19 protein-coding genes are annotated in these 20802 nt (G+C 57.2%); 11 read left to right on the top strand and 8 right to left on the bottom strand.

What is annotated here, in order from left to right:
- Positions 1-10: 10 nt before the first annotated feature.
- On the bottom strand, positions 11-1510 hold the full coding sequence (locus AAC621_RS01605) for a CoA-acylating methylmalonate-semialdehyde dehydrogenase (protein WP_340251541.1): 1500 nt from the start codon (positions 1508-1510) through the stop codon (positions 11-13).
- A gap of 116 nt (positions 1511-1626) precedes the next feature.
- On the opposite strand from AAC621_RS01605, the gene AAC621_RS01600 reads away from it, so the two are divergent.
- The 5 genes from AAC621_RS01600 (at position 1627) to AAC621_RS01580 (ending at position 6061) form a co-directional block, all read left to right on the top strand.
- On the top strand, positions 1627-2514 hold the full coding sequence (locus AAC621_RS01600; protein ID WP_340251539.1) for a LysR family transcriptional regulator: 888 nt from the start codon (positions 1627-1629) through the stop codon (positions 2512-2514).
- A gap of 76 nt (positions 2515-2590) precedes the next feature.
- Complete coding sequence (gene coaD, locus AAC621_RS01595; protein WP_340256245.1) at positions 2591-3085, top strand: pantetheine-phosphate adenylyltransferase; 495 nt, start codon at positions 2591-2593, stop codon at positions 3083-3085.
- A 44-nt stretch (positions 3086-3129) separates the two neighbouring features.
- Complete coding sequence (locus AAC621_RS01590; protein WP_340251537.1) at positions 3130-3636, top strand: peptidylprolyl isomerase; 507 nt, start codon at positions 3130-3132, stop codon at positions 3634-3636.
- Positions 3629-4180 (top strand): peptidylprolyl isomerase, encoded by a 552-nt coding sequence (locus AAC621_RS01585; protein ID WP_340251535.1) that lies wholly within the window; start codon positions 3629-3631, stop codon positions 4178-4180. The genes AAC621_RS01590 and AAC621_RS01585 overlap by 8 nt, the downstream gene beginning before the upstream one ends.
- Before the next feature lie 51 nt (positions 4181-4231).
- Positions 4232-6061, top strand: coding sequence for an ABC-F family ATP-binding cassette domain-containing protein (locus AAC621_RS01580; protein WP_340251533.1), 1830 nt, complete (start codon positions 4232-4234; stop codon positions 6059-6061).
- Between the two features lie 30 nt (positions 6062-6091).
- On the opposite strand, the gene parE is transcribed toward AAC621_RS01580, so the two are convergent.
- Entirely contained in the window at positions 6092-8053 is a 1962-nt protein-coding gene (gene parE / locus AAC621_RS01575; RefSeq protein WP_340251531.1) for a DNA topoisomerase IV subunit B, read from the bottom strand.
- A 270-nt stretch (positions 8054-8323) separates the two neighbouring features.
- On the opposite strand from parE, the gene hemA reads away from it, so the two are divergent.
- From hemA to ispG, 3 genes are all read left to right on the top strand, one after another.
- On the top strand, positions 8324-9547 hold the full coding sequence (hemA, locus tag AAC621_RS01570; RefSeq protein ID WP_340251529.1) for a 5-aminolevulinate synthase: 1224 nt from the start codon (positions 8324-8326) through the stop codon (positions 9545-9547).
- A 139-nt stretch (positions 9548-9686) separates the two neighbouring features.
- Positions 9687-10952 (top strand): helix-turn-helix domain-containing protein, encoded by a 1266-nt coding sequence (locus tag AAC621_RS01565; RefSeq protein WP_340251527.1) that lies wholly within the window; start codon positions 9687-9689, stop codon positions 10950-10952.
- 113 nt (positions 10953-11065) lie between these two features.
- Positions 11066-12193, top strand: coding sequence for a flavodoxin-dependent (E)-4-hydroxy-3-methylbut-2-enyl-diphosphate synthase (gene ispG, locus AAC621_RS01560; RefSeq protein ID WP_340251525.1), 1128 nt, complete (start codon positions 11066-11068; stop codon positions 12191-12193).
- 4 nt (positions 12194-12197) lie between these two features.
- Here the strand turns inward: ispG and speE are convergent, their stop codons facing one another.
- The 3 genes from speE to AAC621_RS01545 all read right to left on the bottom strand — a co-directional run bounded on the left by speE (position 12198) and on the right by AAC621_RS01545 (position 14263).
- Positions 12198-13061, bottom strand: a complete 864-nt coding sequence (speE, locus tag AAC621_RS01555) for a polyamine aminopropyltransferase (protein WP_340251522.1) — start codon at positions 13059-13061, stop codon at positions 12198-12200.
- A 68-nt stretch (positions 13062-13129) separates the two neighbouring features.
- The gene (gene speD, locus AAC621_RS01550; protein WP_340251520.1) at positions 13130-13630 is read right to left on the bottom strand and encodes an adenosylmethionine decarboxylase; all 501 of its coding nucleotides are present in this window, start codon (positions 13628-13630) and stop codon (positions 13130-13132) included.
- Positions 13631-13789: 159 nt separating this feature from the next.
- On the bottom strand, positions 13790-14263 hold the full coding sequence (locus tag AAC621_RS01545; RefSeq protein ID WP_340251517.1) for a YbaK/EbsC family protein: 474 nt from the start codon (positions 14261-14263) through the stop codon (positions 13790-13792).
- Between the two features lie 59 nt (positions 14264-14322).
- Between AAC621_RS01545 and AAC621_RS01540 the strand changes: the two genes are divergently transcribed.
- Both AAC621_RS01540 and AAC621_RS01535 read left to right on the top strand, forming a co-directional pair.
- Positions 14323-17136: a bifunctional [glutamine synthetase] adenylyltransferase/[glutamine synthetase]-adenylyl-L-tyrosine phosphorylase gene (locus tag AAC621_RS01540; RefSeq protein ID WP_340251515.1), complete on the top strand. Its 2814-nt coding sequence runs from the start codon at positions 14323-14325 to the stop codon at positions 17134-17136.
- Positions 17137-17175: 39 nt separating this feature from the next.
- Positions 17176-17442, top strand: coding sequence for a hypothetical protein (locus AAC621_RS01535; protein ID WP_340251513.1), 267 nt, complete (start codon positions 17176-17178; stop codon positions 17440-17442).
- 5 nt (positions 17443-17447) lie between these two features.
- Here AAC621_RS01535 and AAC621_RS01530 read toward each other — a convergent pair whose 3' ends face one another.
- Positions 17448-18446 carry a GlxA family transcriptional regulator gene (locus tag AAC621_RS01530; protein ID WP_317654482.1) on the bottom strand — a complete coding sequence of 333 codons (999 nt, stop codon included), beginning with the start codon at positions 18444-18446 and terminating at the stop codon, positions 17448-17450.
- A gap of 226 nt (positions 18447-18672) precedes the next feature.
- Between AAC621_RS01530 and AAC621_RS01525 the strand changes: the two genes are divergently transcribed.
- Complete coding sequence (locus tag AAC621_RS01525) at positions 18673-20058, top strand: class II 3-deoxy-7-phosphoheptulonate synthase (RefSeq protein WP_340251510.1); 1386 nt, start codon at positions 18673-18675, stop codon at positions 20056-20058.
- A gap of 20 nt (positions 20059-20078) precedes the next feature.
- On the opposite strand, the gene AAC621_RS01520 is transcribed toward AAC621_RS01525, so the two are convergent.
- Both AAC621_RS01520 and AAC621_RS01515 read right to left on the bottom strand, forming a co-directional pair.
- Entirely contained in the window at positions 20079-20363 is a 285-nt protein-coding gene (locus AAC621_RS01520) for a hypothetical protein (protein ID WP_340251508.1), read from the bottom strand.
- On the bottom strand, positions 20354-20668 hold the full coding sequence (locus tag AAC621_RS01515; protein ID WP_340251506.1) for a PAS domain-containing protein: 315 nt from the start codon (positions 20666-20668) through the stop codon (positions 20354-20356). Before AAC621_RS01515 ends, AAC621_RS01520 begins: the two co-directional genes overlap by 10 nt.
- Positions 20669-20802 lie beyond the last annotated feature (134 nt).

Below are 20802 nucleotides of genomic sequence, written 5' to 3'. Positions count from 1 at the left end.
CGCGGCAGGATCAATCCATTGCTTTGAAGTTAAACGCAGCCCCTTCCTTGATCCCGCTTGGCCAACGCGAGGTCACGGTCTTGGTGCGGGTGTAGAAACGGAAGGAATCTGGCCCGTGCTGGTTCAAATCGCCAAAGCCTGACCGCTTCCAACCGCCAAAGGTGTGATAGGCCAAGGGAACGGGGATTGGCACGTTGATGCCAACCATCCCGATATTCACACGGGACGCAAAATCGCGCGCCGCATCGCCGTCACGGGTAAAGATCGCGGTGCCATTGCCATATTCGTGATCCATCGCAAGACCCAAAGCCTCTTCATAGGAAGCGGCGCGCACAGTCGACAAGACGGGGCCGAAAATCTCGGTTTTATAGATGTCCATGTCGGGGGTGACGCGGTCAAAAAGATGCGCGCCTACAAAGAACCCGTTTTCATAGCCTTGCAGATTGAAATCACGGCCATCGACAACCAATTCCGCGCCCTGATCCACGCCTGTTTGCACAAGGCGCAGGATGTTTTCCTTGGCGGCCTTGGTCACAACTGGCCCGAAATCGACATCATTGCCGGCGGTATAGGGGCCGACCTTCAGCGCCTCGATCCGAGGGACAAGTTTTTCGATCAACCGATCTGCGGTTTCGTCACCCACTGGCACGGCCACGGAAATCGCCATGCAGCGTTCGCCTGCCGCCCCATAACCCGCGCCGACCAAGGCGTCAGCGGCCTGATCCATATCGGCATCGGGCATGATGATCATATGGTTTTTCGCACCGCCAAAGCATTGGCAGCGTTTGCCTGTTTCGGCCGCGCGGCTATAGATATATTGCGCAATCGGGGTCGACCCCACAAAGCCTACGGCCTGAACGATCTCGCTGTCCAAGATGGCATCCACAGCCCCCTTATCGCCATTGATCACTTGGAACACGCCATCAGGCAAACCCGCCTCTTTCAAAAGCGCACCCAACATCATCGGGCAGGACGGATCACGTTCCGAAGGTTTGAGGATCATCGCGTTGCCCGATGCCAAGGCAGGGCCCAATTTCCACAAAGGGATCATGGCGGGAAAGTTGAACGGCGTGATCCCTGCAACAACGCCCAAAGGTTGGCGCATGGAATACATGTCAATACCAGGGCCTGCGGCATCTGTGAATTCACCCTTCAGCAGATGCGGTGCGCCGATGCAAAATTCAATCACCTCTAGCCCGCGCTGCACATCGCCTTTTGCATCTGGGAAGGTCTTGCCATGTTCGCGGCTGATGGCCTCGGCCAGTTTGTCCATATCGCGGTTAAGAAGGCGCACCAATTCCATCATCACCCGCGCGCGGCGTTGTGGGTTTGTGGCACCCCACGCAATTTGCGCCTCTGCGGCAGAGGCGATTGCGCGATCCATTTCTTCCTGCGAGGCCAATGCCACCTGCGCCTGCACTTCCCCTGTTGCGGGGTTAAAGACATCCGCGGTGCGGCCTGATGTGCCCGCGACATGCGCGCCGTTAATCCAGTGACCGATCTGTTCCATGATCCCACCCTTTTGTTGAAAATCTACACTTGGTGGCTGTTCTATACTTGCAATCCTGTCGGGAAAAGAGGCATAAATCCAAATCAGTCTTGCATTTTTGCAAAATGGACGGGGCGATGAATTGGGATGATATGCGTGTCTTTCTGGCCGTTGCGCGGGCCGAAAGCCTGACAGGGGCAGGGAAAACGCTGCGGCTTGATGCGGCTACAATCGGGCGGCGTATTGCACGGCTTGAGGCGCAGCTGGGGGCCGAGCTGTTTGTGAAATCCCCTCAAGGCTATGTCCTGAGCAGTGTAGGCGAGGAGCTTTTGCCCGCAGCCGAGGCTGCCGAGGCGGCCCTTGCCGTTCCGCTTGCGGGCAGGCAGGGGCAGGCGGGGTTGTCTGGCACGGTGCGGATCGGCGCACCTGATGGCTGCGCCAATTATTTGCTGCCAAAGGTCTGCGCGGCCATCCGCGCCGATAACCCTGATCTCGATATCCAAATTCTGGCCCTGCCGCGGGTTGTGAACCTATCCAAGCGCGAAGCGGATTTGGCGATTACTGTCAGCCCACCTGATGCGGGGCGGCTTTTGGTGCAAAAGATCACCGATTACCATTTGCATTTGGCGATGCGCGCCGATCTGACTCCGCCCGATGATCTGGCCAAGTCGCGGGATCATGCGGTGGTGGGCTATATTCCCGATATGATTTTCGACAAAGAATTGGACTATCTTGGGCTCTTGGGGCGCGGACGGGTGCAGATGGCGTCAAATTCTGTCGCGGTGCAGTTGCACATGCTGCGGCAGGGCGGGATTGGCTTTGTGCATGATTTTGCACTGCCTTTTGCGCCCGAATTGCGGATTGTGCTGAAGGATGACATCAGCCTGAAACGGGCCTTTTATCTTGTGCGCCACGAGCAAGATCGGCGCTCTGACAGGTTGGGGCGTTTGGTTGAGGCTTTGTCCGCGGGGCTGCGCGCCGAGGTGGCGCGGCTTGAAGCGGAGGCTGCCGCGCGCTGCTTTTAGCTTGCGTTTCGCGGCGCAATAATGTTGCGTGACCGCGTAATAGTGGCAGCATATGCCAAAGTTGGGAGATTTGCAGATGCGCACAGGCCTATATCCGGGCACATTCGATCCAATCACATTGGGCCATGTCGATGTTATCCGCCGTGCGGCCACATTGGTTGATCGATTGGTGATTGGTGTTGCGATCAACCGCGATAAAGGCCCGCTTTTCACCCTTGAGGAACGGGTGGCTATGGTCGAGGCCGAAAGCGCGAAACTGTCACGCGCCACGGGCATTGAGATTGTCGCGCATCCCTTCGACAATCTTTTGATTGATTGCGCGCGCGAGGTTGGGGCGGGGCTTATCATCCGCGGCCTGCGTGCGGTCGCCGATTTCGAATATGAATTCCAGATGGTCGGCATGAACCGCAAACTGGATGATGAGATCAACACTGTCTTTTTGATGGCCGAGGCCGAGCATCAGGCGATTGCCTCAAAACTGGTCAAAGAAATCGCCCGGCTTGGGGGCGATGTCAGCCATTTCGTGCCGCCCGCTGTGCAGCAAGCGCTAGACGCGAAATTCTCATCCTGATAGGTCAGGGCCAAAGTCAGATATCCGCAACGAGGAATAAAGGCATGGCCGAGATCAAAGACCCCGAAAACACCATCCTGATGGAGCTGAAAGACGGCACTGTCGCCATCGAATTGCTGCCTGAAATTGCGCCTGCGCATTGCGCGCGCATGAAGGAATTGGCGCGTGAAGGCGCCTATGATGGTGTGATCTTTCACCGCGTGATTGACGGTTTCATGGCGCAAACGGGCGATGTTGAACATGGCAATGCCGACAAGGGCGCGAATATCCGCATGGCGGGCACGGGCGGTTCGGACAAGCCTGATTTGCCTGCTGAATTCTCTGGTATTCCGCATGATCGCGGAACATTGGGGGCTGCGCGTTCTTCCAACCCCAATTCGGCAAACAGCCAGTTTTTTATTAATTTCAACGACAACCATTTCCTCAATCGCCAATACACCGTTTATGGCCGCGTGATTGCAGGGATGGAGCATATTGACGCGATCACCCGCGGCGAGCCGCCTGCAAACCCTGATAAAATGATCAGCGTGAAGGTGGCCGCAGATGCGTAAGCTTGGCGCAGCGATGGCCTTGCTTCTGGCAAGCCCTGCCTTTGGGGCGGGGCTGGAGATTGATATCGCGGGCGAGGCGAATGGCACCATCGTCATCGACTTGTTCGAGGATGTCGCCCCAGAACATACGGCGCGGATGCTGCAACTGGCCGAAGATGGCGCTTATGATGGCGTGGTGTTTCACCGCGTGATTGATGGGTTCATGGCACAAACGGGCGATGTGGAATATGGCCGCATCGGGCAAGATATGCGCTTTGCAGGGCGGGGCGGATCCCAATATCCAGACCTGCCTGCCGAATTTTCTGATATCAGCTTCGAGCGGGGCGTGGTCGGCATGGCCCGCGCCGCGAACCCAGACAGCGCCAATTCGCAATTCTTCATCATGTTTGCCCCCGTGCCCCAATTGAATGGGGATTACAGCGTTGTGGGCGAGGTCACATCGGGGATGGAGATTGTCGATCAGATCAAGCGTGGGCTTGGGCCAAATGGCGCTGTGATTGGCGAACCTGACCAGATGGCGGCTGTTCGGGCCATTCGTGATTGACCAACAACAAGCCCGCCGTGTTCAGGCGGGCTTGCGTGAAAGATAACCCCAATGGCCCGCCCCTCGCTTTTGCAGCTTTCGGATATTTCACTGACCTTTGGCGGTGATCCCATTTTTGATGGGTTGGATTTGGTTGTGCATCAGGGGGATCGCGTGGCGCTCGTTGGGCGCAACGGGTCGGGCAAATCGACCTTGATGAAGGTCATGGCAGGGTTGACCGAACCTGACACAGGCAGCATCACAAGCCCGCAAGGCACCTCGGTCGGCTATATGGAACAAGAGCCTGATTTTACGGGCTTTGCCACATTGGGTGATTTTGCCACGGCCACGCTTGGCCCAAGCGAAGCGTGGCGGGTCGAGGCCTTGGCCGATGGTCTTAAGCTGCGCCTTGACGCTGATCCTGCCAAGGCCTCTGGCGGGGAGCGCCGCCGCGCGGCCCTTGCACGGCTTTTGGCCGAAGAGCCTGATATCATGCTCTTGGACGAACCCACCAACCATCTTGATATCGAGGCCATCGGATGGCTCGAGGCGCGGCTTGCAGAAACCCGCACAGCCTTTGTCGTGATCTCGCATGACCGTGCGTTTTTGAACGCCTTGACCCGCGCCACCTTATGGGTGGATCGCGGGCAGTTGCGCCGCAATGAACAAGGCTTTGCCAGCTTCGAGGCGTGGCGCGATAAGGTTTGGGACGAGGAAGACACAGCGCGCCACAAATTGGATCGCAAAATCAAATCCGAGGCCCGTTGGGCCGTTGAAGGGATCAGTGCACGGCGCAAACGCAATCAGGGCCGTGTGCGCGCTTTGGCCGATTTGCGGGCAGAACGCGCTGCAATGATCCGCCGCCAATCCGCCGCCGCCATGGTGTTGGAGGAGGGGCCGCAATCTGGCCGCAAGGTGATCGAGGCCAAGGGAATTGCAAAATCCTTTGGAGAAACGCAAATTCTGAAACCCTTTAATCTGCGCATTTTGCGCGGGGATCGGGTGGGGTTTGTCGGCCCAAATGGCGCAGGCAAAACCACGCTTTTGAATATGCTGACAGGCCAACTTGCCCCTGACACGGGGCATGTCACCTTGGGCAAGGGCCTTGAGATGGCGGTGTTTGACCAAAACCGCGCAGGATTGAACCCTGAGGTCAGTCTGTGGGACAGCCTGACCTTGGATCGTGAGATTGCCGTGAATGGATCATCTGATCAGGTCATGGTGCGCGGCAGCCCCCGCCATGTGATGGGCTATCTCAAAGATTTCCTGTTTGACGAGGCGCAAGCGCGCGCGCCTGTGCGCTCCCTCTCGGGGGGCGAGCGGGCGCGGTTGATGCTTGCTAAAATCATGGCGCGCGAAAGCAATCTTTTGATCTTGGACGAACCGACCAATGATCTGGATGTCGAGACATTGGATTTGCTGCAAGATCTGCTTGGCGACTATGCGGGCACGGTTCTTTTGGTCAGCCATGACCGCGATTTTCTGGATCGGGTTGCCACCAGCACGGTTGTCCTTGAGGGGCAGGGCCGTGCGCAGGCCTATGCGGGCGGATGGAGCGATACCTTGGCCCAAGGCGCGCGGATCGGGGCTGCGCCGGAGGATCGCGAAGCACCGCCTGCCGCAAAATCAGGCCCTGATCGGGTGGTGTCAAATGCGGGTGCAAAACCCGCTGCGGGTCTCAGTTTCACGGAAACTCATCGTCTCAAGGAGTTGCCATCGGTGATTGCGCGGCTTGAGGCGGAAATGGGCAAGCTGTCTGAATTGCTGTCTGACCCTGATCTCTACACCCGCGAACCCGTCAAATTCGCCAAAGCGACCGAGGCCTTGGCCGAACGTCAGGCGAAACTTGCGGCTGCCGAAGAAGAATGGCTGCTGCTTGAGGAAAAGGCGCAAGGGGCGTGAGCGCCCAAACTGTGCCAATATTCGACAGGGTTAAACGTCCAATTCCTCAACAAAGCGCGCATTATCTTGGATATATTGGAACCGCAATTCGGGCTTTTTGCCCATCAAACGTTCCACCAGATCCCCAGTTTCGCCGGGCGTGTCCTCATCAACTGTGACACGGATCAACTTGCGCGAGGCGGGATCCATCGTGGTTTCCTTCAGGTCTTTGGCGTCCATCTCGCCCAGACCCTTAAATCGGCTCACATCAATCTTACCGCGCCCGCCTAAGCCGCGCGCCATCCAACTCTCTTTCTCGGCCTCATCAAGGGCATAGACCCTATGCGCGCCTTGGGTCAGGCGGAACAAGGGCGGGCAGGCGAGATAGAGATGGCCCTGATCAATCATCGGACGCATCTGGGTGAAGAAAAAAGTCATCAAGAGCGAGGCGATATGTGCCCCATCCACATCGGCATCGGTCATGATGATGATTTTGTCATAACGCAGATCTTCAACATTGAATTTCGTGCCCATCGACACGCCAAGCGCCTGACACAGATCGTTGATCTCTTGGTTTTGGCCCATTTTTGAGGAGGCCGCACCGAGCACGTTCAAAATTTTACCACGCAGAGGCAGCAGGGCTTGGGTCTTGCGGTCGCGGGCCATTTTGGCAGACCCGCCCGCACTGTCGCCTTCCACGATAAACAATTCGGTGCCTTCGCGGTTCGTAGCCGAACAATCCACCAACTTACCAGGCAGACGCAGGCGCTTGGTGGCGGATTTGCGCTGCGTTTCTTTTTCTTGTCTGCGGCGCAGGCGTTCTTCGGCGCGGAGGATCAGAAAATCGAGGATCGCCCCCGCCGATTTGGTATCGGCGGCCAACCAATTGTCAAAGCGGTCGCGCACCGCCCCTTCGACCATGCGCGCCGCTTCGGTGGTGGCAAGACGGTCTTTCGTCTGCCCAACAAATTCGGGCTCTGCGATAAAGCATGACACCAGCGCACATCCGCCCGCATTTAGATCTTCGCGGGTGATGTTCGCGGCCTTGCGATTGCCCGCCAATTCGCCATAGGCGCGAATGCCCTTCAGGATCGCCGCCCAAAACCCTGCCTCATGAGTGCCGCCCTCAGGCGTGGGAACGGTATTACAATAAGATTGGATGAAACCATCGCGTGCCGGTGTCCAATTGATTGCCCATTCGACCGAACCCGCCGCACCGAAGCGTTCTTGAAACTCTACCTTGCCCGCAAAGGGGGCGTGCGCATAGGTCGCGGCATTTCCCAAAACCTCGCCCAGATAATCGGCCAAGCCGCCCGGGAAATGGAACGTGGCCTCCTGTGGGGTTTCGCCGTCATCAAGTGCGGATTTCCAGCGAATTTCCACGCCTGAAAATAAATAGGCCTTAGAGCGCACCATTTTGAACAGGCGGGCAGGCTTAAAGCGATGGCTACCAAAGATTTGTTCATCGGCATGAAAGCTGACTTGCGTGCCGCGCCGATTGGGGGCCGCGCCAAGGTTCTGCAATCCCCCTTGGGGCAGGCCGCGCGAGAATTCTTGCGCGTAAAGCGTGCGATTGCGGGCCACCTCGACCCGCAAATGATCGGAAAGCGCATTCACGACCGATGCCCCAACCCCGTGCAAGCCGCCCGAGGTTTGATAGGCCTTGCCCGAAAACTTACCGCCCGCGTGGAGGGTGCATAAAATCACCTCAAGCGCGGATTTGTCGGGGAATTTGGGATGCGGATCAATCGGCATCCCGCGGCCATTGTCGCGGATTGTGACGGTGTAATCTGCGGCCAGTTCAATCTCAATCCGATTGGCATGGCCCGCGACAGCCTCGTCCATCGAGTTGTCAAGGATTTCGGCCACCAAATGGTGCAAGGCGCGTTCATCGGTGCCGCCAATATACATGCCCGGGCGCTTGCGGACGGGTTCCAACCCTTCCAACACCTCAATAGATGAGGCGTCATAGGCTTGTTCCGAGGCCGCTTGGCCCAAAAGATCATCCGCCATGCTCTGCTCAATCACATTTTTGCCTTACGATTTTCCTATATTGGCAGCTTTATCTCGCGGCGAAAAGCCAAAAACGGCCTTGCAAACCACTACATCTTGGGCGCTTGCGCGTGTTTGCATGTCAACCAAATTTAAATTTGCGCCAGATCAAATACAGGCGCGCGTCAATTTGTTACTTGGATTTTCAACAGCGAAGGGACTATCTGACACGCAACGCTGGCCGTTAAACCTTAAACCACGGCCTGCGCGCGGAAATGTAAGGAGACGAGTGTGGATTATAACAACGCCCTTAATCATGCCTTGGATAGCCTTCACAACGAGGGTCGCTATCGCACGTTCATTGATATTGAACGCCGCAAGGGACAATTTCCGCACGCAACTTGGACGCGGCCCGATGGCAGCCAGCAGGATATCACGGTCTGGTGCGGCAATGATTATTTGGGCATGGGGCAGCACCCTGTCGTTTTGAACGCTATGCACGAGGCGCTTGACGCCACAGGTGCAGGGTCTGGCGGCACGCGCAACATTTCAGGCACCACTGTCTATCACAAACGCCTTGAGGCGGAATTGGCCGATTTGCACGACAAAGAGGCGGCGCTTGTATTCACCTCTGCCTACATTGCCAATGATGCCACCCTCTCGACCCTGCCGTGGCTGTTTCCGGGTCTGATCATCTATTCCGATGAGTTGAACCACGCCTCTATGATTGAGGGCATTCGCCGCAATGGCGGGGCAAAGCGCGTGTTCAAACACAATGATCTTGCTGATTTGCGCGCCAAACTGGCGGCAGATGATCCTGCCGCACCAAAAATGATTGCCTTTGAATCGGTCTATTCGATGGATGGCGATTTTGGCCCGATTGCGGGGATCGTAGAATTGGCCGAGGAATTCGGCGCTTTGACCTATTTGGACGAGGTTCACGCGGTGGGGATGTATGGCCCACGCGGGGGCGGGGTGGCCCAAAAACTGGGCTTGTCGGATCGTATCGACATTATCAACGGCACGCTTGGCAAAGCCTATGGTGTGATGGGCGGCTATATCGCGGCATCGGCCAAAATGTGTGATGCTGTGCGCTCTTATGCGCCGGGTTTCATTTTCACAACATCACTGCCACCTGTGGTTGCAGCGGGCGCTGCCGCTTCGGTTGCGCATCTTAAGACGGATCAGGCCCTGCGGGATCTGCATCAAGAGCGCGCAGCAGTTCTGAAAGTGCGCTTACAGGGGATGGGCCTGCCTATCATTGATCACGGCAGCCACATTGTGCCTGTGATCGTAGGTGACCCTGTTCATACCAAGAAAATCTCGGATATGCTTTTGCGGGATCACGGGATTTATGTGCAGCCCATCAATTTCCCAACTGTTCCTCGCGGGACGGAGCGGTTGCGCTTTACCCCAAGCCCTGTGCATGACCCCAAAATGATGGATGCTTTGGTGCATGCCATGGATCGCCTCTGGAGCCATTGTGCGCTGAATCGTGCCGAGTTGGCGGGTTAATACACAATAAGTTTATCACCTAGCCTAGCTTATGCTATTCTGTCTTTGGGGGATGACGGGGCCGATACGAATCGGCCTTGCGGTATATGGGTGATGGAAAAGCAGTTTTGGCCAGAAACTGCATCCAAGGGCAGGTTAAGTGGGGCGCCAAATGGGGCATGATGAGACGGGTATGATGGGGGCATCAACAGAAGAATTGCACAGCGAATTGCTGATGGATGTGCCTTTGGGCGATCTGATGCGCGGTGAACGCGCAACCATCGGTAAATCGCTGCAGGATGTTGAGGCGGATTTGCGGATCCGTGCCTCATATATCGCCGCTATCGAAAACGCAGATTTAACCGTCTTTACTTCGCGCGGGTTTATCGCGGGTTATGTGCGGTCATATGCGCGGTATCTGGGTCTTGACCCTGAATGGGTTTTTTCGCGGTTTTGCGAGGAAACAGGGTTTTCAGGGGTCAGCGGGTTCTCTCCCGAGGTGGATCGCACCGCGCGCAGCCCGCAGAAAATTGAAATGCCCAAAGGCCAGATGGGTGGCCTACAAGAAGACCGCCGCTTTTCAAAGCGCCATGTTTTATACGACACGGATGACGGGTTTCTCCCTCGGCTTGAGGCGGGCGCGCTTGGCTCGCTTTTTGTCTTGTCGGTGGTTTTGCTTGGTGTGGGCTATGGTGCGTGGGTCTTGCTCAATGATTTTCAGCGCGTCCAATTCGCGCCTGTGTCTGACATGCCCGTTGCGTTGACGGCGCTTGACCCGCTGCCCTTGCCGCAAAACACAACCAGCGATTTGGCCGATGCAAGCCCCGCTCTGCCGGCTCAGGAAGAGACGCGCGACAGTGCCGCGATGGAGCGTCTGTATCGCCCCACCTTGCTTGAGGCCCCGGTCTTGGTGCCGCGTGACCGCGCCATCAGCACATTGAACCCCTCAACCACAGGGGCCTTTGCCCGCGATAACAGCCCCGTTTTGCGCCCCGATGATATCTCGCGCGCGATTGCCGCCGCAGGAGGGGGGGAGGCCGCACCGACCGCCTCAACCAGCAATCCGCCCGTGACCCAAGAGCAGCGCGATGAGGTTGTCCTATTTGCTGTGCGCCCCTCCTGGATCAGGGTCACGATGACCGATGGCACCGTTCTTTTTGAGGGCACGTTGAATGCGGGCGATAGTTATACCGTCCCTGTAATCGATGAGGTGCCCGTGCTGCGCGCAGGCAATTCAAGCGCGCTTTATTTTGCGCTGAACTCTGTCACCTTTGGCCCTGCGGGTGAAGGCAGCAGTGTGATCAAGGATGTGCCGATTTCTGCCGATGAGATTCAAAACCGCTATTCCATTGCAAGCGCGGCCTCTGATCCGCAATTGCCCGAAGTGGCGCAATTGGTTCTCGAGCGCCTCGCGCAAGGCGAATAAATCTGGGCCCTGTTCGCGCTCTGCGTGTCCAAGCATTGTGCAATCGGTGGCAAGGGCTTATCTTGCGCGGTGAAACGTCTTTGCGATGCGACAAGATAAAGGTCACACTCCCCATGTCTCACAATCCGATCCGCCCTTGGCGTAATATCGACCGCCGCAAAAGCCGTCAGATTCATGTGGGCTCTGTGCCAGTTGGGGGGGATGCACCGATTTCCGTGCAAACCATGACCAACACCCCCACCACCGATATTAAGGCGACCATCGCGCAGGTTCAGGCCTGTGCCGAGGCAGGCGCCGATATCGTGCGCGTCTCCGTGCCAGATGAGGCCAGCTCAAAGGCGCTGAAAGAGATTGTGCGCGAAAGCCCCGTGCCAATCGTTGCAGATATCCATTTCCACTATAAGCGCGGCATTGAGGCGGCAGAAGCAGGCGCGGCCTGTTTGCGGATCAATCCTGGCAATATTGGCGATGCAACCCGTGTGCGCGAGGTGATCAAGGCCGCCCGTGATCATAATTGCTCGATCCGTATCGGGGTGAATGCAGGCTCCTTGGAAAAGCATCTGCTTGAGAAATATGGCGAACCTTGCCCTGAGGCGATGATTGAATCAGGCCTCGATCACATTCGGATCTTGCAGGATAACGATTTTCACGAGTTCAAAATCTCGGTCAAAGCGTCCGATGTGTTTTTGGCGGCTGCGGCCTATCAAGGTCTGGCTGAGGCCACCGATGCCCCCATTCATTTGGGCATCACTGAAGCAGGCGGTTTGACCTCTGGCACAATCAAATCTGCAATTGGTTTGGGCAGTTTGTTGTGGATGGGGATTGGTGACACGATCCGTGTCAGCCTTTCTGCCGATCCTGTGCAAGAGGTGAAGGTTGGCTATGAGATCCTCAAAACTTTGGGCCTGCGCCATCGTGGGGTGAATATCATTTCCTGTCCATCTTGCGCGCGTCAGGGCTTTGATGTGATCAAAACAGTCGAGGCTTTGGAAAAGCGTCTTGAGCATATCAAAACCCCGATGAGCCTTTCGATTATCGGCTGTGTGGTCAACGGGCCAGGCGAGGCGCTGATGACCGATGTCGGCTTTACGGGGGGCGGTGCTGGGTCAGGTATGGTCTATCTTGCAGGCAAACAAAGCCACAAGCTGAACAATGACCAAATGATCGACCATATCGTAGAGCAGGTCGAAAAAAAGGCCGCCCAACTTGAGGCGGCCCAGAAAACCGAAGCGGCGGAATAACCCCTTAGGGGATCAGACGCGCCACATAGGGGGGCAGGGCGAACGCGCCGCGATGTACCTCGGGGGTATAATAATCTGTGCTGATCCCTGCCGCTTTGAACCGCGCCTCAAGGGTGGCAAGATCAACATGCCGCGCGTTACTGTCACTGCCCCAGCCAAAGGCCATAGGCCCGCCTGCATAGGTCGGAATGCTCGCCAGATAGCAGCTGTAATCAGAAAATAGCGTCTTGAAGGCCCGCATTGTGCCTGTCAGCTCATCCCCTTGCAGGAACGGAACCCCGTTTTGCGTGACCAAAATCCCACCGTCGGCCAAACGCGCCTTGGCGTGGCAGTAGAAATGATCGGTAAAGAGAACCTCACCGGGGCCAACGGGATCAGTGCTGTCGATGATGATAACATCATAGACATCCGCGTTTTGTTTCATGAACACGGCACCATCATTGATCACCAGATCAAGGCGGGGGTCATCAAAGCCCCCATCTGAAATGGCGGCCAGATATTTCTTAGAAAAATCCACCACGCCCGCATCAATCTCGACCATGGTCACCTGTTCGATGCTGTCATGTTTCAGCACCTCGCGCGCCATGCCACCATCGCCACCGCCCACAATCAGCACGCGCTTGGCGGCGCCATGGGCCAAAATCGGCACATGGGTCAGCATTTCATGATAGATGAAATTATCGGCTTCGGTCACCTGCACCACGCCATCAAGCGTTAGGATGCGCCCAAAAGTGGGGTTTTCAAACACGCGTAGGCGTTGGTGATCGGTTTCACTGTCATAATGCATCTGCGCCACGCGCAATGCTTGCCCGTGATCTTGGTGCAGACGCTCAACGCTCCAATCGCGCATGGTTTCAGGATCGCTCATAGGCGGCCTCCTTTCGGGCAGTTTGGGGCAGGGAGAGGGGCGGGATTTCACCGCCCCTGCACGCGCAATTATGCCGCGGCAATCGCCTCGGTCACCAGACCTTCGCCGCGCAGCAATTCTGTGACGCGCACATCTTGCGTGCCAAAGGCCGCTTTAAGCACATCTACCGCGCGCCATGGTTCGGCATCGCCGCACATAAAGACGTCAAATGCGCCATAGCCAATCTCGGGCCATGTATGCACCGAGATATGGCTTTCCGCCAAAACCGCCACACCCGACACGCCCTGGGGGCTGAATTTGTGGGTGTGAATGTGCAGAAGCGTTGCCCCACATTCGCGCACGCAGTCGCGAAATGCAGTTTGGATCCGCGCCTCGTCATCAAGGCCATGGCCATTGACGACTTCGAGAATCAGATGCGTGCCCGCGAAAACGCGGCCATCGCGGCGAATGAAGTGATCATCGCGTGTTTCATCGAACACGCTTCGGTCAGCCAAAAGGCTGTGAGTGTCTTCCGCATGGGCGCCTGTCTCCAGACCAGTCCCCAGTTGGAAGAGGTCGGCGCTAGACATAGCACGCCCCCTTCTTACCAGCAGATTGATGTGGTGGGCCCTTAGCGCCCCCCCGCTGTTGGCAGCGAGGTTGGGATCGGCACCCGGTTCGTAAGGGGGGCTCCTAGTGCGTCATGTTTCCCATTTCAAGGAAAATCTTGGCATCTGTTCCGATTCTTTTTATTCGGCCACGAAATCGGCCTGTTTCGCCCCGCTCAGTTGCAAAAGCTGTTCGGGGGAGATGCCAAAAATATGGCGCGGTGTGCCTGCCGCCGCGTATACCAAATCAAAGGCTAAAAGCCGCGGGTCAAACCATATGCGCAAGGGGCTCAGATGCCCGACAGGGGCCACGCCCCCGATTGCAAAGCCCGTGACACGGCGAATCGTGTCGGCATCCGCCCGCGCCAAGGCGCACCCAGTCAGGGCTTCGGCGCGCGAAGGATCGACCTGATTGCCGCCTGCGGTGATGAACAAAACCAACTCACCGCTCGCGACCTCGCGGAATATGATTGATTTCGCAATTTGATCGATTTGGCATTTTGCCGCGCGCGCCGCATCTTCGGCGGTGCGGGTGCCTTCGGCCATCTCGAGGATCACAGCCTCTAGCCCCGCCCTCTCTAGGGCATGGGCCACGCGGGCAAGGCTTTTGCTCATGCGCATTCCCTTCTATCATCTGTCACAACCTTTGAGCGCAAACGCATGATAATGACAAGATGACCCTAAACGCCGCCCCCTTTGGCAATCGGATCACCCGCGCCCCCCTTGCCTATGAGGGGGCCTTGGCTACGGGTCTGTTCGCGGATCTGCCCCAATTGAACGACCTTGCGCCTGAACTGCGTGAGGTCATCCATGGCGTGGCCGGATCTGCGCCGTATCTTGCGGGCCTGATCCGCCGCGAAGTCGATTGGCTGATCCCGGCCCTCAGCGCCGCGCCTGAGGCGGGTATGGCGGCGATTTTGGCAGAGGCCGCCGCTTTAGGGGCCAGTGATCTGGATGCGGGTCTGCGCCGCCTCAAACGCCGCGCCGCGATCCTTGTGGCTTTGGCCGATTGTGGCGGGGTTTGGGATTTGTTGACCACCACCGCCCTTTGGTCGCAATTCGCTGATGCCTGTGTGCAGGCGGCGCTGCGGGTTCATGTCGGGGCCGAGGCGCGGCGCGGACGCATTCCCACCCAAACCGAGGAGGACGCGCTGCGCGATGGCGCGGGAATGGTGGCGCTTGCGATGGGGAAAATGGGGGCGGGGGAGTTGAATTATTCCTCTGACATTGACCTGATCTGCCTCTTTGATGAGACAAGATTCGATGCAGGTGATGAGATGGAGGCGCGCACAGGCTTCGTGCGCGCAACCCGCCGCATTGCCGCAAGTTTGGGGGAAATCACATCCGAGGGTTATGTGTTCCGCACCGATCTTCGGCTGCGCCCCGATGCCTCTGTGACGCCCGTTTGTATCTCAATGGCTGCGGCTGAACGCTATTACGAGGCGGAGGGGCGAAATTGGGAGCGCGCCGCATATATTAAGGCGCGCGCTGCCGCAGGTGATATTGCGGCAGGGGAGCGGTTCTTGAAAACCCTCACCCCCTTCGTGTGGCGCAAGCATTTGGATTTCGCCGCCATCCGTGACACCCAAGACATGCGTCAGCGTATCCGCGACCATAAGGGCCTGCATGGGTTCACCCTTGAGGGGCATAATATGAAACTGGGGGCGGGCGGCATTCGTGAGATCGAATTTTTTGCCCAGACCCGCCAATTGGTGGCGGGTGGCAGAGATCCCGATTTGCGGATGCGGCGCACGGTTGATGCTTTGGCCGCCTTGGCTGAGAAATCATGGGTTGATCCAGAAGTCACAGAAAGCCTGACCGCACATTACATCGCGCATCGCGAGGTCGAGCATCGTTTGCAGATGATCCATGACGCGCAGACGCACAGCTTGCCCAAATCGCCCGAAGGGTTTGCGCGGCTTGCGGCCTTTATGGGCGAGGGCGATGTCACCGCATTTCGTGCCGCGCTTCTCGCGCGATTGCACGCAGTTGATGATGCCTGCGAGCCGTTTTACACACCGCAAAAGCAAGCTGAGATTGAACATGAAGATGTCACTCTTACCCCCTCACAAATAGAGATTTTATCGCGTTGGCCGGGCTATTCGTGTTTGCGCGCATCACGCGGGCGCGAGATTTTCGAACAGATCAAACCCGCCCTCTTAGCCAAGCTGATGAAATCCGCAAATTCAGATGAAAGCCTTTCAAATTTTGATAGCTTTCTCAGGGGTTTGCCTGCGGGTGTTCAACTATTTTCTTTATTCCAATCAAACCCGTCATTGATTGACCTTTTGGCCGATATTTGCGCAACAGCGCCCGCGCTTTCCAAATACTTATCGCGCAATGCTAAAGTTCTAGATGCGGTTCTCAGCGGTGGGTTCTTTGCGCCATGGCCCGCACGGGGCGAATTAGTGCAATCTCTTAGCAGCGCGCTTGACGGGCTTGATTATGAAGGACAGTTGGACGCTGCGCGCCGTTGGCTGAAAGAATGGCATTTCCGTGTTGGGGTGCATCACCTGCGAGGCCTCATAGAGGCCGAAGAAGCGGCCAAGCACTATACCGATTTGGCCGATGTGGTGATTGCCTGTTTCTGGCCTTTGGTTTGTGCGGAATTGGCCAAAAAACATGGGGACGCGCCAGGTCGCGGTGGGGTTGTTTTGGCCATGGGGAGCCTTGGCGCTGCGCGGCTCACGGCGGGGTCGGATTTGGATTTGATCGTCATTTATGATGCGGGCGGTGTTGAGATGACGGATGGCCCACGCCCATTGGACGCGCGGGGGTGGTTCTCGAAGGCAACAAAAATGCTGATCACCGCACTCTCTGCGCCGACGTCAGAGGGGCGGCTTTATGAGGTGGATATGCGTCTGCGGCCCTCAGGCCGCAAAGGGCCGGTTGCGACATCGTTGGAGGCCTTCACGCATTATCAAATGAATGAGGCATGGGGGTGGGAGCATATGGCCCTTACCCGCGCGCGTGTCGTGGCGGGCGATGCAAACCTTGGCGCAGATGTCGAAGCCACGCGGATGCAGGTGATCCAAACCCCGCGCAAGCCAAGCACAATCATCGCGGATTTGGCCGATATGCGCCAACGCCTTGCTGCGGCAGGGCGCAAGGGCAGCACCTTTGACGTCAAGGCGGGCATGGGCGGTATGCAAGATATTGATCTGATCGGGCAGGCGGGCGCGCTGATTGCGGGCAGTGCGGCCCGTGCCACCGCGCGCCATTTGCGCGCAGCGGCCAAATGCGGTTGGCTGACCCAAGCCGAAGCGGAGGCCTTATCCGCCGCGCATGCGCTATTTTCTCGTGCGGCGCAGGCTGCGCGCCTCTTGACGGACGCGCCGCTTGATCCAAGTGATATCGGGCAGGGTGGGCTAGAATTTCTGGTGCGCGCCACGGGCCATGCGGATCGCGCCAGTTTGGAAGCGGCTCTTGACGCTGGCCGCGTGGAATCTGTCGCAATTGTCGAGGCCGCTTTGACGCGCAAGCCCTAGATCGACCAAGGGCATATGGGATGCAGGAGTTTCGGTGCTATGAAGGGCGATATCTATGATCCAAAGGCGCTGATCCGCGAGGCCTATCGCATCGAGGGGATCACGCGGGGCCAATGCCGCACGATTTTCATGGATTGGGCATTGTCCATCACCGCGGATGACCCCAAAACCTATATTCGCCATTTGCTTGAGCAATATGCAGCCGAAGATCAAGCGCACCCGATGAGCGAAACCCTGCGCGAGGCGCTTGAGCAAGCCCCGCGCGCAGTGCGCCGTGGGGGGCGCGCCGCACGGGTGGGGCAATAGCGTATTTACTTGACGATTATGTCAGGTTTGCTCGCATGGGTGCCGCGCTCGCGATAGGGGGTAGTGTCATATTGCGCTCGATAGCATTTTGAAAAATGCGAGGGGGATGCAAAGCCACAGGCCAATGCCACATTGATCACGCTCATATCGGTTTGCATCAGCAGATTGCGTGCCTTGGCAAGGCGTAATTCCATGTAATATCGCTTGGGGCTGCGGTTCAGGTAGCGGCGGAACAATCGCTCTAATTGGCGCGTGGACATTCCGACCTCTTTGGCCAAACTCGCCGGGCTGATCGGGTCTTCGATATTATGCTCCATCATCCGAATAACTTGGCTGAGTTTAGGATGACGCACACCGATGCGGGTTGGAATTGACAGGCGCTGCGTGTCTTGGTCGGTGCGGATCGAGGTATAGATCAACTGATCCGCCACCAAATTCGCCAATTCCTCGCCATGATCATTGGCGATGATTTTCAGCATCAAATCAATCGATGCGGTGCCGCCTGCGGTGGTGATGCGGTTGCCATCAATCACAAAGACCGATTTTGTCAGGGTGACATCTTCGAATTCTTCGGAAAAGCTGTCTTGGTTTTCCCAATGGATCGTGGCGCGTTTGCCGTCCAACAGCCCCGCCTTGGCCAATGTATAGCCTGCGGTGCACAGCCCGCCCACAACAGACCCGCGCCGCGCCTCGCGCCGCAACCAGTTGAGAATGCGTTTCGTTGTCGCGGATTGCACATCAATCCCGCCGCACAGCATGATTGTGTCTTCGCGGGTCAGCTCTTCGAGATCCATGTCTAGCTTATAGCCGATCCCCGCAGAGCAATACGCAACCTCGCCCCCATCACCCGCCAAGGCCCATTCATAGAGCGTGCGTCCCGACATACGATTGGCAATGCGCAAGGCTTCGACCGCAGAGGCAAAGCAGAGCATCGTAAAGCGATCCAACAGCACAAAAACATAGCGTTTCGCGGCGTCTGCATCGCGGGGGGTCGGTCTGCTCATCTCCAAAGTCCTTTGAACAAAGCGATAATCACTAAACATCACACGGGGGGCGCATATCGCTATGCAACCTTACGTGGTCGTTTCTTTAGCGAAACCACCAAATTGCGCGCGCCGCAAGCCCCCCTTTTGATCCGTAACTTACAAAATTGCCATTGGACGCGCGGTGTTTCCGCGTCTATAAGCAGGCCGAAATCGTAATTTTTATGGAAGACCGAAGGAGGCTCCCATGGGTGCTGAAGTCGCACAAACATGGACGAAATCTAGTTGGCGCAGTAAGCCGCGCGTGCAGATGCCTGATTATCCTGATCAGGCGGCATTGGCGGCGGTTGAGGCGCAGCTTGGTAAATATCCTCCTTTGGTTTTTGCAGGCGAGGCGCGCCGCCTCAAAGCCGCGCTTGGCAAAGCGGCCCGTGGTGAGGCGTTTTTGCTGCAAGGGGGCGATTGCGCCGAAAGCTTTGCGGAGTTTTCGGCAGATTCCATTCGCGACACGTTCAAGGTCATGCTGCAAATGGCGATGGTCTTGACCTATGGTGCCAAGGTTCCTGTGGTCAAAGTGGGCCGTATGGCAGGGCAATTCGCCAAGCCGCGCTCAGCGCCCACCGAGGTGATCAACGGGGTCGAGTTGCCGTCTTATCGCGGTGATATCATCAATGAGTTGGCCTTTACGCCCGAGGCGCGCATTCCTGACCCTGCTAAAATGTTGCAGGCCTATACGCAGGCCGCCGCCTCGTTGAACCTGTTGCGGGCTTTCTCAACGGGTGGTTTTGCAGATATCGAGCGGGTGCATAGCTGGACTTTGGGCTTTACCGATCACGATGACGCGGAGAGATACCGCGACATGGCCAATCATATCCAAGATAGCCTTGATTTCATGCGTGCGGCTGGCATCAGCCCACAGACCACACATGAATTGCACAGTGTTGACTTCTACACGAGCCATGAGGCGCTGTTGTTGGAATATGAGGAAGCCCTGTGTCGGATTGACTCGACCACCGGCAAACCGATTGCAGGCTCGGGTCATATGATCTGGATTGGTGACCGCACCCGTCAGCCAGAGGGCGCGCATGTTGAATTCTGTGCAGGGGTGCAAAACCCGATTGGTCTGAAATGCGGCCCAACCACCACCGAGGATGATCTGAAAATCCTGATGGATAAGTTGAACCCAGAAAATGAGGCAGGCCGCCTGACATTGATTGCGCGCTTTGGTGCGGGCAAAGTTGGCGATCACCTGCCGCGCCTTGTGCGCACAGTGCAATCGCACGGGGCAAATGTGGTCTGGAGCTGTGACCCAATGCACGGCAATACGATCAAATCGGCCAGTGGGTTTAAGACGCGGCCTTTCGACTCGGTTTTGCGGGAGGTGCACGAATTCTTTGCCATCCACCGCGCCGAAGGCACCATTCCCGGCGGGGTGCATTTCGAGATGACAGGCAAAGATGTCACCGAATGCACAGGCGGCGTACGCGCTGTGACCGATGAGGATCTCTCAAGCCGCTATCACACGGCCTGTGATCCGCGCCTCAATGCCAGCCAGTCGCTTGAATTGGCCTTCTTGGTGGCGGAGGAATTGTCCTCAACCCGCCGTGATGCGGCGACAGCGGCGGCGGGATAAAACCCCGCCGCGCTAACGGGCTAGCCTGCGCGCGCCCCTGAAAGGACGCGCAGGTGGGGCACTTTGGTGGGTTTCATGCCCATATGAGGCGGCGGCGTTATAAGCGCCGTTTCTGCATGAAGCGGGTGCAGATCCGTGCGCTCAATCTCAAACCGATAGGGCGCATGGTTAAGCGGCCCTTTGGCCACAAAAGCCCCAATGGCGCGATCAATCATGCCCGAGGCGCTTTGCAAGGGCAAAAGGAAGATGCGCGCCAAAACGGGTGGCTCAATCCCGCTATAGCTGCTTTGCAGTCTTATATCCAATTTCGCAGGCCCCGTGAAAACAGGCTCGACCGCAGCGGCATTCCGCGAAGTTCCATCCCCATAACATCGCATAAATGCGTGCCGCCCAGTTTCAGGCGCAAAATCTCGCCGCCTAGATTTTCCACCAAAAACACAAATGGTAGGGCCGCGCCTAAGATATGCGGCTGCAAATCGCGTGCTTTGGGTGGTTCGCGGCCAGTCTCGCGCAAACTGTTCCAATGCTGCCGCAATCGCGTGAAGGCCATATGGTGATCAAGGGTGTCGTCCTTGTCACGCACGGCATCGCCAAAATAATATTTCCCCATCGTTTTCCCCTATCCTCAACGGGTTCGATACGCCTGCTGTATACCCCTATGCGGCGGATCGAAGGTTTATGTGCTGAGGTGTGTTACCTCGGGCATAGTAACGGCAAATTTTCGGAAAATTCAGCCCATATGAC

Origin of the sequence: Roseobacter sp. HKCC-CH-9208, assembly GCF_037805125.1 — a bacterium.
Taxonomy (GTDB): domain Bacteria; phylum Pseudomonadota; class Alphaproteobacteria; order Rhodobacterales; family Rhodobacteraceae; genus M30B80.
Note: the sequence above shows the minus strand (reverse complement) of the source record. Positions and strands in the feature narration are given on the sequence as shown.